General features: G+C 42.8%; 15 protein-coding genes. 6 read left to right on the forward strand and 9 right to left on the reverse strand.

Features of this window, described 5'->3' with window-relative positions; genetic code table 11:
• Position 1: 1 nt before the first annotated feature.
• From KQP79_RS17325 to KQP79_RS17340, 4 genes are all read right to left on the reverse strand, one after another.
• On the reverse strand, positions 2-2,419 hold the full coding sequence (locus KQP79_RS17325; RefSeq protein WP_061448670.1) for a GumC family protein: 2,418 nt from the start codon (positions 2,417-2,419) through the stop codon (positions 2-4).
• 24 nt (positions 2,420-2,443) lie between these two features.
• Positions 2,444-3,256 (reverse strand): polysaccharide biosynthesis/export family protein, encoded by an 813-nt coding sequence (locus tag KQP79_RS17330; RefSeq protein ID WP_138343524.1) that lies wholly within the window; start codon positions 3,254-3,256, stop codon positions 2,444-2,446.
• Positions 3,257-3,313: 57 nt separating this feature from the next.
• A complete protein-coding gene (locus KQP79_RS17335; protein WP_061448671.1) occupies positions 3,314-4,720 on the reverse strand; it encodes an undecaprenyl-phosphate glucose phosphotransferase in 1,407 nt (468 codons plus the stop codon).
• 150 nt (positions 4,721-4,870) lie between these two features.
• A complete protein-coding gene (locus KQP79_RS17340) occupies positions 4,871-5,020 on the reverse strand; it encodes a hypothetical protein (protein ID WP_008021935.1) in 150 nt (49 codons plus the stop codon).
• Positions 5,021-5,173: 153 nt separating this feature from the next.
• Here KQP79_RS17340 and KQP79_RS17345 point away from each other — a divergent pair, with 153 nt between their 5' ends.
• Together KQP79_RS17345 and KQP79_RS17350 are read left to right on the forward strand one after the other, a co-directional pair.
• Positions 5,174-5,806: a BT4734/BF3469 family protein gene (locus KQP79_RS17345; protein ID WP_061448687.1), complete on the forward strand. Its 633-nt coding sequence runs from the start codon at positions 5,174-5,176 to the stop codon at positions 5,804-5,806.
• A gap of 36 nt (positions 5,807-5,842) precedes the next feature.
• Positions 5,843-7,675, forward strand: a complete 1,833-nt coding sequence (locus KQP79_RS17350) for a DUF3987 domain-containing protein (protein ID WP_061448672.1) — start codon at positions 5,843-5,845, stop codon at positions 7,673-7,675.
• Between the two features lie 89 nt (positions 7,676-7,764).
• Here KQP79_RS17350 and KQP79_RS17355 read toward each other — a convergent pair whose 3' ends face one another.
• Positions 7,765-7,983: a DUF4248 domain-containing protein gene (locus KQP79_RS17355; RefSeq protein ID WP_004313208.1), complete on the reverse strand. Its 219-nt coding sequence runs from the start codon at positions 7,981-7,983 to the stop codon at positions 7,765-7,767.
• A 220-nt stretch (positions 7,984-8,203) separates the two neighbouring features.
• On the opposite strand from KQP79_RS17355, the gene KQP79_RS17360 reads away from it, so the two are divergent.
• Genes KQP79_RS17360 through KQP79_RS17370 form a run of 3 tightly spaced genes read left to right on the forward strand, consistent with a single transcriptional unit; the run spans position 8,204 to position 9,253 of the window.
• A complete protein-coding gene (locus KQP79_RS17360) occupies positions 8,204-8,692 on the forward strand; it encodes a DNA-binding protein (RefSeq protein WP_008021928.1) in 489 nt (162 codons plus the stop codon).
• A 35-nt stretch (positions 8,693-8,727) separates the two neighbouring features.
• Positions 8,728-8,835 carry a smalltalk protein gene (locus KQP79_RS17365; RefSeq protein ID WP_004297473.1) on the forward strand — a complete coding sequence of 36 codons (108 nt, stop codon included), beginning with the start codon at positions 8,728-8,730 and terminating at the stop codon, positions 8,833-8,835.
• A 4-nt stretch (positions 8,836-8,839) separates the two neighbouring features.
• Entirely contained in the window at positions 8,840-9,253 is a 414-nt protein-coding gene (locus KQP79_RS17370) for an N-acetylmuramoyl-L-alanine amidase (RefSeq protein WP_004313206.1), read from the forward strand.
• A 3-nt stretch (positions 9,254-9,256) separates the two neighbouring features.
• On the opposite strand, the gene KQP79_RS17375 is transcribed toward KQP79_RS17370, so the two are convergent.
• From KQP79_RS17375 to KQP79_RS17390, 4 genes are all read right to left on the reverse strand, one after another.
• On the reverse strand, positions 9,257-10,006 hold the full coding sequence (locus KQP79_RS17375) for a polysaccharide biosynthesis/export family protein (RefSeq protein ID WP_015531610.1): 750 nt from the start codon (positions 10,004-10,006) through the stop codon (positions 9,257-9,259).
• 28 nt (positions 10,007-10,034) lie between these two features.
• Complete coding sequence (locus KQP79_RS17380; protein ID WP_008018120.1) at positions 10,035-10,613, reverse strand: UpxY family transcription antiterminator; 579 nt, start codon at positions 10,611-10,613, stop codon at positions 10,035-10,037.
• A 335-nt stretch (positions 10,614-10,948) separates the two neighbouring features.
• Positions 10,949-11,914, reverse strand: coding sequence for a tyrosine-type DNA invertase cluster 3b (locus KQP79_RS17385; protein WP_149952096.1), 966 nt, complete (start codon positions 11,912-11,914; stop codon positions 10,949-10,951).
• Positions 11,915-12,122: 208 nt separating this feature from the next.
• Positions 12,123-13,094: a type I phosphomannose isomerase catalytic subunit gene (locus KQP79_RS17390; protein WP_004313588.1), complete on the reverse strand. Its 972-nt coding sequence runs from the start codon at positions 13,092-13,094 to the stop codon at positions 12,123-12,125.
• 312 nt (positions 13,095-13,406) lie between these two features.
• Between KQP79_RS17390 and KQP79_RS17395 the strand changes: the two genes are divergently transcribed.
• Entirely contained in the window at positions 13,407-14,504 is a 1,098-nt protein-coding gene (locus KQP79_RS17395) for an aldose epimerase family protein (RefSeq protein ID WP_008021915.1), read from the forward strand.
• The last annotated feature ends 28 nt before the right edge of the window (positions 14,505-14,532 follow it).

Genomic DNA, 14,532 nt, shown 5'->3' on the forward strand with positions numbered 1-14,532 from the left:
TTTATTCTTCCTTTACCGTATGTTCTCCATAGCCGTATCCATAGCCATAACGTTTACCATAACCATAGTATTTACCATATTTACCGTAACCATAATAATAACCATATTTCTTCTTTTTGAGATCAAGACCATTAATAATGGTACAGATATTGGGAAGTTTATTATCAGCAGCCAACTCATTAATCAAGGTAAACTCTGCTTTTCGGCTATAATCAGCACGACATACATAAACAGACAAGTCAGCAACACGACCTACAAGCAAAGTATCAGTAACCATACCAGCAGGGGCAGTATCCAAAATTACATAGTCAAAGTTCTTTTTCAATGTTTCAATCGCTTTATCTAAACCATCACGAGCCAGTAATTCCGTAGGATTAGGTGGTACTATTCCACCAGGAAGAATATATAAATTCTTACTAACATCCGAAGGCTGAACGAAATCCATTAGATTCTTCTCCGGATTTGACAGGTATTGAGTAATTCCTTGCTCCTTTCGGGGGATATTAAAAATTTTATTCAAACCGGGTTTACGAATATCAAGCCCTACAATTATTACCCTCTTTCCTAACAAAGACAGACTAATCGCAAGATTTGAAGAAATAAAAGACTTGCCCTCACCACTAACTGTCGAAGTCACTAAAATTACTTTCTGATCATTCTCAAGCATAAACTGAAGGTTAGTACGGATATGACGGAAAGTCTCACTCATTAAAGTATTTTGATTCTCAAACACAGCAATAGAACCTGCTTTCTCGTTGGTTAACGGTACATCACCGACAATAGGTAACCTTGTTAATTTCTCCACATCACCACGACCTTCAATCTTGAATTTTGTTAGACCTATCAGAAAAATGACACCAACAGGCATCCCCACTCCTAGTACCAGAGCAATCATATAAATCATATTAGGTTTTGGAGAAAGCGGTCCTCCTGTCGCCACTGGTTCGTCAATAATCTTGGCATTATTCGCAGTAGCAGCTAATGTAATAGCATTCTCTTCACGTTTCTGCAAAAGCATCAAATAAAGCCCTGCCTTGATTTCCTGTTGACGTGCAATACTCACATACTGCCGTTCCTGTCCCGGAGCGTCACTGATACGACGGGAGAAGCGGCCCGCCTCACGCTCCAAATCAGCCTTGACAATAAGCAAGCCCTGCAAAGTTCCATTAATTGCAGCCTGCACGTTTGACTTCATTGCACGAATACTCGTATCCAGATTCACAATCATCGGATTACTCTCCGTAGAAGTACGAAGCAAACGCTTACGTTCGATTATCAATTCATTATAACGTCCTATCTGGGTGGTCAGTCCAGCGTCAGACAAACCAATATTACCAGGTAACAGTTCATACTCATTCAACGGATTATTGATGTATTTAATGAGATCACGAACTAAATTTATCTGTGTTCCGTTATCCACACGCCTCTTTTCATATTCCGCATTTCCAGATACGGCCAATTGAGCGTCACTGCTAATGTCCGTCAAGCCTGCGTTTCTTTTAAAAGCTTCCAGCTTATCCTCCGTACTACCCAGTTCCTCGTCTATAATTTTAATACGCTCATTGATAAATTCCCTCGTCTTTTCAGCCACCTCATTCTTGTCATTATTCGTATTCCGGTTATACATCTCCATCAACTTATTGATAAAGTCACGGGCACGTTGTATATTCGTATTCATCAATGAGACCACGGCAACAGAAGTAGTCCTAGAAGTCGGGGCTATACTTAACGCGCCCTGATATCCCTTTGCCACTCCAAATGGTCGGCTGACCACCGCGCGGATATGCCGTTCACCTTTATGCCCCTCCATCTGACCGCCTGACAATGAATCTTTCAACGCAAATCCAAACGTACCCGCGTCAGTAGGTAAGACGGCAGGCAGTTTTTCAAAACGCTGATTATATTCATTCAAACCGACTTTCAGATTTACATCCAGAACGCCTTCAGGAGACAATTTCATGGCAAGCAAAGCAGAACCCGGCAATTTATCCGCTTCTTGGGCTGTCAGGTTGACTATGACTGGAGAAGTCTGATACAACTCTTTTTCCGGAAATTCATCCTCATCATAATAAGTGATATAAAGTTCCAGATTATTGACCACTTCTTTCAATATTGTTTTTGAACGCAAGACTTCTATTTCATTATCAATACCTTGCGTGGAAGTAATTACTCCACCTATTCCCAAGTTCCCCAAATCAGTAGAACCACTGCCCTTCTTATCATCCTTAATCATGATGGAAGCGGAAACTTGATACACGGGAGTTTGAAAATGTAAATACACCCAGGCACCAATCAGACAGACCAAAACAGAAGCGACAAACCAAGGCCAATGGATTATATATCTGAAAAGAAGTTCCTGATAATTGATTTTCTCCTCATCCTGTTCATTCATATTATTTTCGTACGGATTTTCTTTCATTGTTGATCAATTATTTTATTAATTTTATCGTAATATAGTTATTAATAAATTGGCTATTGACATCAAAATTGAAATGCCAGAGAACCACAAGCCGGTACTGGCCCCAATATCCGAATTCTTCGCCTTAGTCTTATTAGGTGTCACATAAATTATATCATTCTGTTGTAGCTGATAATAAGGCGAAAGTACCGTTTCGGCCTTATTCAAGTCCAGAGTTATAATCTCCTGTTTATTATCCAGTCCAGTCCGGATTAATTTCACATTATCGCGCATACCATAAATAGTCAAATCACCTGCCATAGCGAGTGCTTCCAGCAAATTAATCTTTTCGTTAGAAACCACAAAACTACCCGGACTAGCGACTTCACCCAACACTGAAATCCGATAATTAACAATACGCACAGTTACAAGCGGTGCTTCTTTTAAATAAACCTTCAACTTATCTATAATCAGATTTTCTATCTCCAGTTTAGTCAATCCACCTACATGAATCTCTCCTAACACTGGAAAGTTTATATTCCCTTGATTATCTACTAAATATTGCTGTAGAGCAGATGACGCGTTTCCTTGTCCTACCGTCTTTCCCTCTGTTCCATTAGCAGTACCCGAATTTACCAGATTGAAAGGTGCAGCCAGTTCCGGAGTAGAACAAGATACGGCAATCGTCAACAAATCCTTGGGCATAACCTTCACACCTGTCTGACGAACACTCTGTTCTGTATCATTCACAAAAGCCGTATCCTGCAAATAAGGCACTTTCTTATATGATTGGCAGGATACCAGCAAAAAAGCAAGTAACGCACCCAAAGTCAATCGTTTCAATTTTCTCATAACCACCTACTCATGTAAATTACAACTATTGATTTAATTTTTATTCAAATTCCAACTCTTCGCCTAATAAGCCTCTTTATCCCCGCGGATTACATTATACACAGTCTTATACATGATATATAAATCCAAAAGAAACGTCCAATGCTCAATATACCAGATGTCACGTTGCACACGTCCTTCCATCTGCCAAAGCTCCTTCGTTTCTCCACGGAAACCTGTCACCTGTGCCCAGCCTGTAATACCCGGCTTTACAAAATGACGAACCATATATTTATTTATTAAATGAGAATATTCTTCTGTGTGCTTCAACATGTGCGGACGGGGACCCACTAAAGACATATCCCCTTTCAGGACATTAATAAATTGAGGAAGTTCATCCACATTCGTCTTACGAATCAGATCGCCAATTCGGGTTTTACGAGGATCATGTTCTGTAGCCTGTAATGTATCACATTGAGCATTTACCCGCATTGAACGAAACTTATAACACCAGAATTCACGACCATCCTCCCCACTTCGTTTCTGTTTGAAAAAGACAGGCCCAGGTGAACTTATCTTTATAGCCAGTCCCACAATGATGTATATAATCGGGAAAAGGGTACAAAGAAACAGTAGCGAGCAAATAATATCAAAGCCACGTTTCATAATACGGTTCTCCAATAACTCAAGTGGCTCACGACGGATAGAAAGTACCGGGACATTACCTAACATTTCAAAATACATTCTCCGTTTCAAATAGTTCCGGACATTGGGAACGCTAAAGAAACGAATCAGATGATTCTCACAATAGTTGATAATCGGCACTATTTCAACACTACGGGCGGAAGGAAGACTACAATAAAGTTGGTCTACCTTTCCCGCATTACGAGTCAAATAATCAACAGCTTCACACGGCTGTCCCAAATAAGCTATGTTCATAGGATAGCGGTCTGACGGAAAATCTTCAAAATATCCCAATACACGATACCCGGATGTCGGATCATCCGTCATGGAATGATAAAGTTCCTGCATATTTTCATGGCTACCCACCAACACTACCTTTCGGACATTTTCCCCACTTTTGCGATAAAGCTCCAGAATAGATCGGAACATCAGACGATAGGAAATGATAACGATAATGAGAACTATATAAAATACCCCCAACTGACGCAGATTGACACATTCAAAATGGAATATATATGAAAGCCCAAAGACTATCAATACAAAAGGAATCATATTCCGGGCCACCCGAAGCATAATTTGTTCCGGGCGAACCACCGGACGATGAAGGATCACTCCTGAACGGATGTTGCAAACCAGATAACATAAAGTCATCAGAGCCATATTCTGGAGAAGAGGCATTGAATACTCAAATAGAGACCGGTTTTCCCAGATCGAAGTAAACATCCATAACAGCAAGTTCAATAAGATGATGTCCCCTAGAAGGACAAAAGATTTTAGGACTTTATTGAAACGTTGGACTTCCTGCATTATTTTATTATCAATTGATTAAATTTCTTTCCCATCACCCGTGTTTCTCACGATAATCAATATAACGGTCGACCCATTCAATTGCTTTGGCTCGAAATTCCTCTTTGGTATGACAGTCATAGAAGTAAGCCAAAAGACGGGTGAAATGGCTTAAACGAACGTCTCCCCTTTTATAACCTTTGCATAGTAGACAGCTTTGCCCAAACCTATTTCAGCGCACATGGGAGCTATCTTCACACCTGCTTTCTTAAACTGCTCGGCGATGAAAAGGCCGAGTGCTACATGAGAGTACTTTTTCATTTTTGTAATTCTGTTAATTGTTAAAGTTATTAAATAATACATGATTCTACCTATAACTGTTCTGATATGTCAGAACAGTTGATTTAAAAGCTATTCCTACCTTCGCCCCGCGTTTTGAAAATTCAAGGCGATAATCAAATAATTAGATACGTTATGACAAACGATTTTAGAATGTCTTATTTCATGCCTCCCATTGCGCCCATTAAAGACGAACACGGACAACTAGTTACTCCTCCTACGCTTATTCCCTGCTGCGAAGTCTCCGTAGAGCAAGTCTTTCAAATGATTACCTGCAACGAGAATCTCAAAGTTCTGACCGAACAAGTACGCAACTCCGAAGATATACGGACGGCAAAAGCATCACTATTACCATACGTGACTCCCTGTGGTACATTCTCGCGTCGCAGCAGCAAATGCCTCATAGATCCTTCCCTCCTAACAGTAGTAGATATAGACTATCTCACCTCCTATCAGGAAGCAGTGGAGATGCGTAAGACGTTGTTCAATGATCCTCTTCTCCACCCTGTGCTCACGTTTATCAGTCCTAGCGGACGAGGCGTAAAAGCCTTCATACCCTATAATCATTTACCCATGGCCGATGACGCAAACTGTATTACGGAAAAAATGAAGTTAGCAATGTTATACACTGTGATGATCTATGGTACAGGAACACCTCCTCCTTTCGGAGAAAAGAAAAAAGGCGTGGACTTTTCCGGTAAAGACATTGTGAGATCCTGCTTCCTTTGCCATGACCCGGGAGCATTATTTAGAGCCACCAACGAATAACCATAAATCATAAATTATAAATCATAAATCAAAATAATGACTGATATTGAATCTTTACGCCGCCTCACTGAAGCGGTTGAAACTGCAGGAGCGGATATTGCTCCTACCTATGCTGAATATGTACAACTGGCGTTTGCCATCGCAACAGATTGCGGAGAAGCGGGACGCGAGTTTTTCCACCGTTTGTGCCGGATGTCCGCCAAGTACCAACGTGAACATGCCGAACGGATATTCTCCAATGCTCTCACTACCCGGCATGGGGAAGTACACCTGGGTACGGCTTTCCATCTTGCCGAGACGGCCAATGTGAAACTCTGTAATACGGAAGTTATGAACAACCGTAGAAATACAGAAAATACGGAAAATACACCGTCCAAAGTTCTCACACACGCACACGTATATAATAAGGTGGAGAATGACGAACCGGACGAATCCGAAGAGCTGCTGAACGGTAGTGACCCGAACCAGCCATTGCCCACTTTCCCCGAAGCGGACTGGCCGAAAATCCTCTTGCTCATCATGAGCTATGCCACCAGCCCTACCCAGCGTGACGTCATGCTGATTGGAGCATTGACTGCCATAGGTGCCAGCATGGAACGATATGTGAGATGTCCATACGCCGGCAAACTCCAGTCTCCTTGCCTGCAAAGTTTCATCGTGGCTCCTTCTGCCTCGGGTAAGGGAATTCTTTCGCTTATCCGTCTGCTCGTCGAACCTATCCATGACGAGATCCGCCAACAAGTAGCGACAGAGGTCAAGGCTTACAAGAAAGAGAAAGCCGCCTACGACGTCATGGGAAAAGAGCGTAGCAAAGTGGAAGCTCCCCAAATGCCCAAAAACAGAATGTTTCTCATCTCGGGCAATAACACCGGAACAGGTATTCTGCAAAATATCATGGATGCCAACGGCACAGGACTTATCTGCGAAACGGAAGCAGATACTATTTCTGCTGCCATCGGCTCGGAATACGGACACTGGAGCGACACGCTCCGCAAAGCGTTCGACCATGACCGTTTGTCGTACAACCGGCGTACCGACCAGGAATACCGGGAAGTAAAGAAAAGCTATCTGTCCGTCCTGCTTTCCGGTACGCCCGCACAAGTGAAACCACTTATTCCCTCGACAGAGAACGGTTTGTTCTCGCGCCAACTGTTTTATTACATGCATGGTATATGGGCATGGATCAATCAGTTTGAAAGTGGCGAAGCCGATCTGGAAGCTATCTTCACAGACATAGGCCTGGAATGGAAAAAGCAACTCGACCTGATGAAAACACATGGAGTCCATACGCTCCGGCTCACCGACGAGCAAAAGCAAGAGTTCAACACTCTCTTTTCCGATTTGTTCTTCCGTTCGGGACTTGCCAACGACAACGAAATGAGCAGTTCCATCGCCCGACTGGCTGTCAACACGTGCCGTATCATGGCAGAAGTAGCTATGATACGTGCATTGGAATGTGATCAACCTTACCAATTCAAGAATTCTTCTATCCATCTGCTTACTCCTGATAAGGAGATTGCCACTGATAATATCAAAGACGGCATTATCACCCGTTGGGATGTAACGATCACCGCTGAAGATTTTAAAGCGGTTCTGGAGCTTGTAACTCCGCTTTATCGTCATGCCACGCATATCTTGTCTTTTCTTCCCTCCACAGAAGTCAAGCATAGAGCCAATGCCGACCGGGATGCACTTTTCGAAGCAATGGGCAACCAATTCACCCGTGCACAGTTGTCGGAGCAGGCTACAATCATGAAAATCAAACCTAACACTGCTCTTAGCTGGCTGAACCGTCTGATAAAAAAAGGATTGCTTATCAATACAGACGATAAAGGCGTTTATACGCGCACGCATGTGTGCGTGTGTTAGGGAGCCCTCGGAAAAAGTGCATTCTTTGCATTTATATAACAACAAGACGTTTCATGAATCCTAAAGCGGTGCTTTACTTCTCCGCTCTTCTAAGGTTCTCCCAAGGCATCTACAATCACTCTCACCTCCAACGGGGTGAATGAACGACGCTTTGATTCGTAACCTAAGTCGTACAGGCGTTGCAGAAGTCCGGGACATAAAGAGATCCATTTCTTCATTTTTCGATAAGCAGCAATGTCGGTAAGTGTCGGAGAATAAAGTTGCGCCAGTTCCATGCGCCCATAGGCACGTATTTTGAATTCGGTCATAATGGATAAAATTCTGATTTACAGTTACAAAAATAACAAAATAGTACCACATAACCAACGCTTTTCCATTGAATAAACGACCATTACGACATATAATTGACAACAATCGTGTGCAATCGCAAACAATTGATTTATCGATATTTCAGGGTAGTATCTTTGTATTGTCGGAAGGGGAAAAGAATCCCCGGACAATATGTTTAACCCTTTAATTTATTGTTTTATGATTCGTTACAAAATTTATCAAAACCAACAGCAGAAAGGCCTGAATGCAGGCAAGTGGTTCGCCCGTGCGGTAAGCGACGAGACGTTTGATTTGGCCAAGCTTGCCGAACACATGTCGAAACACAATTCACCGTATTCCGGTGGTGTCATCAAAGGTGTACTTTCTGACATGGTAGACTGCATCAAAGAATTGCTGCTCGACGGCAAATGCGTGAAAATCGACGACCTTGCCATCTTTGGGGTAGGTATTCGCAGTAAGGCGGCTGATACGCTGGAAGATTTTTCGTTAGAGAAAAACATCACAGGTATGCGTCTTAAAGCTCGTGCCACCGGTAATTTGTCGACTACCAACCTGAAACTCGACAGTCAACTGAAGCAGCAAGCGGAGTATCAGAAACCAACTACTCCTGGTGGAGATTCCGATTCAGGCAATACGCCGAATCCAAATCCGGGCGGAAGCGGTGAAGCACCTGACCCGGCTGCCTAAGGGAATATTATTAATTTATTTAAAACCTCTTCTTTATGAGTAATTCATCTTCTCCCCGCTCCGTATGGAGCTTCATTATCAAAGTGATTATCACCGTTGCCACCGCTATCGGAGGCTTGATCGGAGTACAAAGTTGTATGTAGCCCCATGCGCACCATCACGCTGATTATCATTCATTGCAGTGCCACGCCGGAAGGAAAATTCCTTTCGGCGGAGGCTTGCCGACAAGATCATATCCAACACCGCGGGTTCCGTGACATTGGTTACCATTTCTACATCACCCGCGATGGAGAAATTTGCCAGGGCCGTCCTCTGGAAAAGGTCGGAGCACACTGCCGTGACCATAACACCCATTCGATAGGTATTTGTTACGAAGGAGGGCTGGATATTGCCGGACGTCCCCAAGACACACGTACATTGGCGCAACGAGGTTCCTTGCTCGCTTTGCTCCGCGAATTGAGGAAAAGATTCCCCAAAGCATTGATTGTAGGCCATCATGATTTAAATCCGATGAAGGAATGTCCGTGTTTTAACTGTATCAAAGAATATGGAGAGTTGTAGGGATCATCTAAGTATATTAACCAGCAGACTGGCAATAGACACTAAGATGGAAAATCCCGAAATCCACATCGTGGTACTTGTTCCGATGTCCGCGCTCTGTGCTTTGGTTTTATTGGGAGTGACATACAGGATGTCATTCTGTTGCAACTGATAGTAAGGAGATAATAACAAATCCGCGTCGTTCAGATTGAGTGTAACAAACTGTTTATGCCCGTTCTTGTCTTCGCGGATTAGTTTCACATTATCACGAACACCATAAATGGTCAAATCTCCTGCCATGGCAAGGGCTTCGAGTACATTGATCTGCTCATTCACCACCGGATAAACACCCGGAGACGCCACTTCTCCCAAAACCGAAACTTTAAAACCGGACATACGGACTACTACCGTAGGTCTTTCTTTCACGTAAGATTTCAGTCGCTCCGTTATCAGGTTTTCAGCTTCGCGACTCGTTAATCCGTTTAAAGGGAGTTTACCTAAAACCGGATAATTGATATTTCCCTGGTCATCCAACAAAAAGGTACTGCCTTGTGCATTGAATGGCTGCGAAACAACCGGATCGGAAGTAGAAACAAGAATGGAAACCTCATCCCCCGGTATCAACCTTGCGTCCTGAACAGGGGAAACTTGCGTATTCACCTGTTTCAAAACCTCCGCATCCTGCAAATAAGGTACTTTCTTATAGGATTGACAAGCTGAAAAGAAGAAGAAAGAGAATATCAGTGCAAAAGCACAAGAAAACTTCATATTCATGTAATTTGTGGATAAATGATGACGAGTACTAGTTTTTCTCGCAGATAGCCTCGACATAACCAATAGGCATATTCACGCAAGCGCATCCCAGCATATTCAGCCGGACGGCAATCTTGCTTTTGCCATCTACATTAACCAGTTCACCAACCAGCCCGGTCAGAGGTCCTTTCACAACACGAACCTTCTCACCACGTGCCAAAGGAGAGCTATTCATACAAATAGCTTCCTCTGAATAGTCGAGCATGAAACGAAAACGAGCCATCTGCTCATCTGGAATCACCGCTGGAGAGCTCTCACCACGCATCACCATATAACGGCTCACTGTAGAAAAACTTAGAACTTCTTTGCGTTCTTTCGGATTAACGTGTACAAACACCATCATTGGAAGAAGGACAGACTCAACCATCTTGCGCCGGTCACTCCACTGATGAATTTCCTGCTGAACAGGAACAAAATTCTCAATCCCTATTTTATCTAAACGTTCGGCTACTTTCTTCTCATGATGCATACGAACCAGAGCAACATACCAGCGTTTAGAGTGTGCTACGCCTTCCCCTGTCCCATCGCTAGGCCCAGCACTAATTGATTTCGGCTTTGTTAAAATCATGTTTTTTTACCTCATGTTCTTCCGTTACTTCTTAGGTAACGGACAATACATACACAAGGCACACATCTCAACAAAAAATGGAAATCACATATAGAAATAGGGCATAAGAAGGAAACAGCCTAATACTCAACGGGAAGAATCCAGAGATTAGGCAATAAAAAGTATAGGGCATGAAAATAATCTTATTTCATGTTCGGATAGTTTTTTTCCTATATTTTAGATAAAACGAAAAAAAATGGAAGAATATTTGCTTACTATTTATGTTTTTGTCTATCTTTGCGTCAAATTTAAGTTCCGTTACCTAAGAAGTAACACACATATATCAGTTCTGATTATTAGAACTTTACGCTTTCATTTCTGCCTACACAGCAGTTTCTTACGTAAGATAAATTCCCTTTATTTACCTCCGTACGTTCTTTAAGCTCAAAGCCTTTCAAATAGATTTGTGTGGTTTTTATAGATTTATGGCCCAATGATTCACTAATCATTTCAATGGATACTCCCCGATACTTCGCAGTCGTTGCCCAGGAATGACGAAGCGTATAGGAAGTGACAGGAGATTGCAAATGCAAGGTTCTTGCCAGGTCCTTCAGATTATTATTAAATCGACGAAGAGCGGACTGATATTCCCGATAACCTCTTTCATCTTTCCGTTTCTTATCCCCACGAAGAATATCAAACAGATAATCCGGACAATCGGGGTGAGAACTTTCCTTACTACGGAGCTGGTTAATCATTTCCTTTGCAGTATTCAGCACTTCCACGCTCATCGGAGTTTTGGTTTTGATACGATTGTATCGCAACACATTCTGATTCAAAGCCGACTTCTCCAAATGGGCTAAATCGGCAAATGACATTCCACAAAACTGAAACATCAGAGCAGCGATAGCTTGCGTACGGCGTAAACGTTCCGATTTGGGATCTTCATACAGAAGCTTATGCAATTCCGTAGCAGGCAGAGCCTTTTTCTGGCGGACATCCACACCTGTATAAACATCATGAAACAGTCGCGGCACGTATGGCGCACTGCCCGCTTCCACTCCACGGTTATAGATACTACGAAGCATACGCATATACGTAGAAATCGTATTGGGCTTCAAGCCACACTCATAAAGATACTGACCGTAACGCCGTAAACGCTCACGGGTGATCTGTCTGAACGACACGTTAGACGTGCCGCAAAATTTGCTGAAAGAAAAGAGGGCATTCTTGTAGACATGCGCCGTAGAATGCCGTCCCTCCTTTCGCAAACGACCGATGTAGAATTCCGCACACCGGCTAAATCCATTTTTGTTCATCATTTGCATCACTAGTTATTTTATATATTATGCCACTTGGCAAGTGGCAAAAGAACGAATCTTTTTGTGTCTTCAACGCAAAGTTTTTGATAAATATAGTTAAAGACTTTCCTGCCGTTTTTACTCTATTGGTAATAAAAAAAGTCATCCGGCTTTGTCCATCACTAGAATGGAGCAAAGTCGGATGACTTTAATTCTGTATAATAATCTCTTATACGTATGTTTCCAACAATTTCACATTTCCTCCTTCAGGAGTGATTGTGATGTCTTGTGTAGTTGCAGGCAACAAAATAGATTCTCCGGCACTAACAGTCAGTTCATTGCCTTCATTGTCTCTCATCTTGCAGGATCCTTCCATACAGATAAAGATCACGAATGAATCGAGTTCGGAATAGTCGCAACTGATTTCTTCAGTCATGTCATACAGAGAAGTCGTGAAGTAGGTGCAGGCAACCAGTTCTACCGGTTCGTCCTTCAACGGTTCGTATTTAGTGCGATAGTCATCCAACACTTCGTAGTTGATGGCTTCACGGGCTAAGTCGGTGTGAAGTTCGCGGGTTTTACCATTCGCATCTTTACGGTTGAAGTCGTAAATACGATAAGTAATATCAGAGGTTTGCTGAATCTCGGCGATGAAAGAACCTGCCCCGATGCTGTGTACGCGTCCGGCAGGAAGGAAAAACACATCACCCGGATGGATCTCATATTCCTGCAATACGTCGGTAATCGTATTGTTCAACACGCGTTCTTTATATTCTTTCGGGGTAATCTGTTCAGAGAATCCTGAACGCAATTTAGCTCCTTTGTCGGCATCTACCACATACCACATCTCGGTTTTTCCCATCGAATTATGGCGTTTCTTCGCCAACTCATCTGTTGGGTGTACCTGGATTGACAAATCCTGTTTGGCGTCGATGAACTTAATGAGTAGCGGAAATTTGTTGCCGAAACGGGCATAATTCGCTTCACCAACCAGTTCCTCACGATACTTTCTTACCATATCGGCTAAGGTTAAACCTTTATCCGGGCCATTAGCCACAACGGATTCATTGTCCTCAACACCGGAAATCTCCCAGCTTTCTCCTACTCCTTTCAAGTCAGAGTTCAAATGCTTGAACGGAATAATTTTGTCGCCCCCCCAAAGCGTCTGCTTCAGAATAGGTTCGAATTTTAATGGATACATTTTAGTTTTTCTTGTTATAAACTTAGATTAAATTCGCTCGGATTGTTACAATCCGGGAACAAACATACAAAAAATTGTTCACTTTTTAAGAAAAGAAGGATGAAAATTCATTTAAGAAAGATTCTTTCGTTTATATATCGAATATTTTTCAATTCCAATTCTGTATCAACGGCAAGACTTTTGTCATTTCCGAAAAAAACATGAAGTAATAAAGCTAAACTTTCCTAAAGCACCTGTTATATTTAGTCGGAATAATTTGTGAGAAAGAAAGAATTTCCCTTTATTTGCAGGAAATTTTTAATAATACCAGACATGAATAACACATTCCCAACAGAAGGGAATCTATCAGGGCTCAGCCGGAAAGATTTCCAAAAGGATATAAATGATAAGAAAACTGATTTATTTATCCTCAAAAATACAAAGGGAATGGAAGTAGCTGTAACCAATTACGGATGCGCCATTCTTTCTATCATGGTACCGGACAAAAACGGTAAGTATGCCAATGTAATCCTCGGACACGACAGCATCGACCACGTCATCAACAGCCCGGAACCTTTCCTAAGCACTACTATCGGACGCTACGGCAACCGCATCGCCAAAGGAAAATTCACTCTGTTCGGCGAAGAACATGAACTCACAATCAACAACGGACCTAACTCCCTGCACGGAGGACCTACCGGTTTCCACGCTCGTGTATGGGACGCTATACAACTTGACGAGAGCACAGTGCAATTCAACTATGTTTCTGCCGATGGCGAAGAAGGATTCCCCGGCAACCTGGAAGTAGAAATGACCTACCGCCTGGAAAACGAAGTAAACGCACTGACTATCGAATACCGCGCAACAACCGACAAAGCCACAGTCGTAAATCTGACTAACCACGGTTTCTTCAACCTCGCCGGTATCTCCACTCCTACTCCTACCGTCAACGACCACATCGTTACTATCAACGCTGATTTCTATACGCCTATCGACGAAGTTTCTATCCCAACAGGCGAAATTGCCAAAGTAGAGGGTACTCCGATGGATTTCCGTACTCCGCATACCGTAGGCGAACGTATCAATGACAAATTCCAGCAACTGATTTTCGGTGCCGGTTACGACCACTGCTATGTACTGAACAAGATAGAGAGCGGCTCACTCGACCTAGCTGCTACTTGCAAAGACCCGAAAAGCGGCCGTATCATGGAAGTGTATACCACCGAAGCCGGCGTGCAACTCTATACAGGCAACTGGCTGAATGGATTTGAAGGCGCACACGGAGCTACATTCCCTGCAAGAAGCGCTATCTGCTTTGAAGCACAGTGTTTCCCGGATACCCCGAACAAACCGCATTTCCCATCGGCTACTTTGCTGCCGGGTGATGAATACCAACAGATCACTGTCTACAAGTTTGCAGTAGAAGAATAAGATTTGAAAAAACAACTAACCTAATTTT

It is taken from the genome of Bacteroides sp. DH3716P, from assembly GCF_025914115.1.
In the GTDB taxonomy this organism is placed as follows: domain Bacteria; phylum Bacteroidota; class Bacteroidia; order Bacteroidales; family Bacteroidaceae; genus Bacteroides; species Bacteroides ovatus.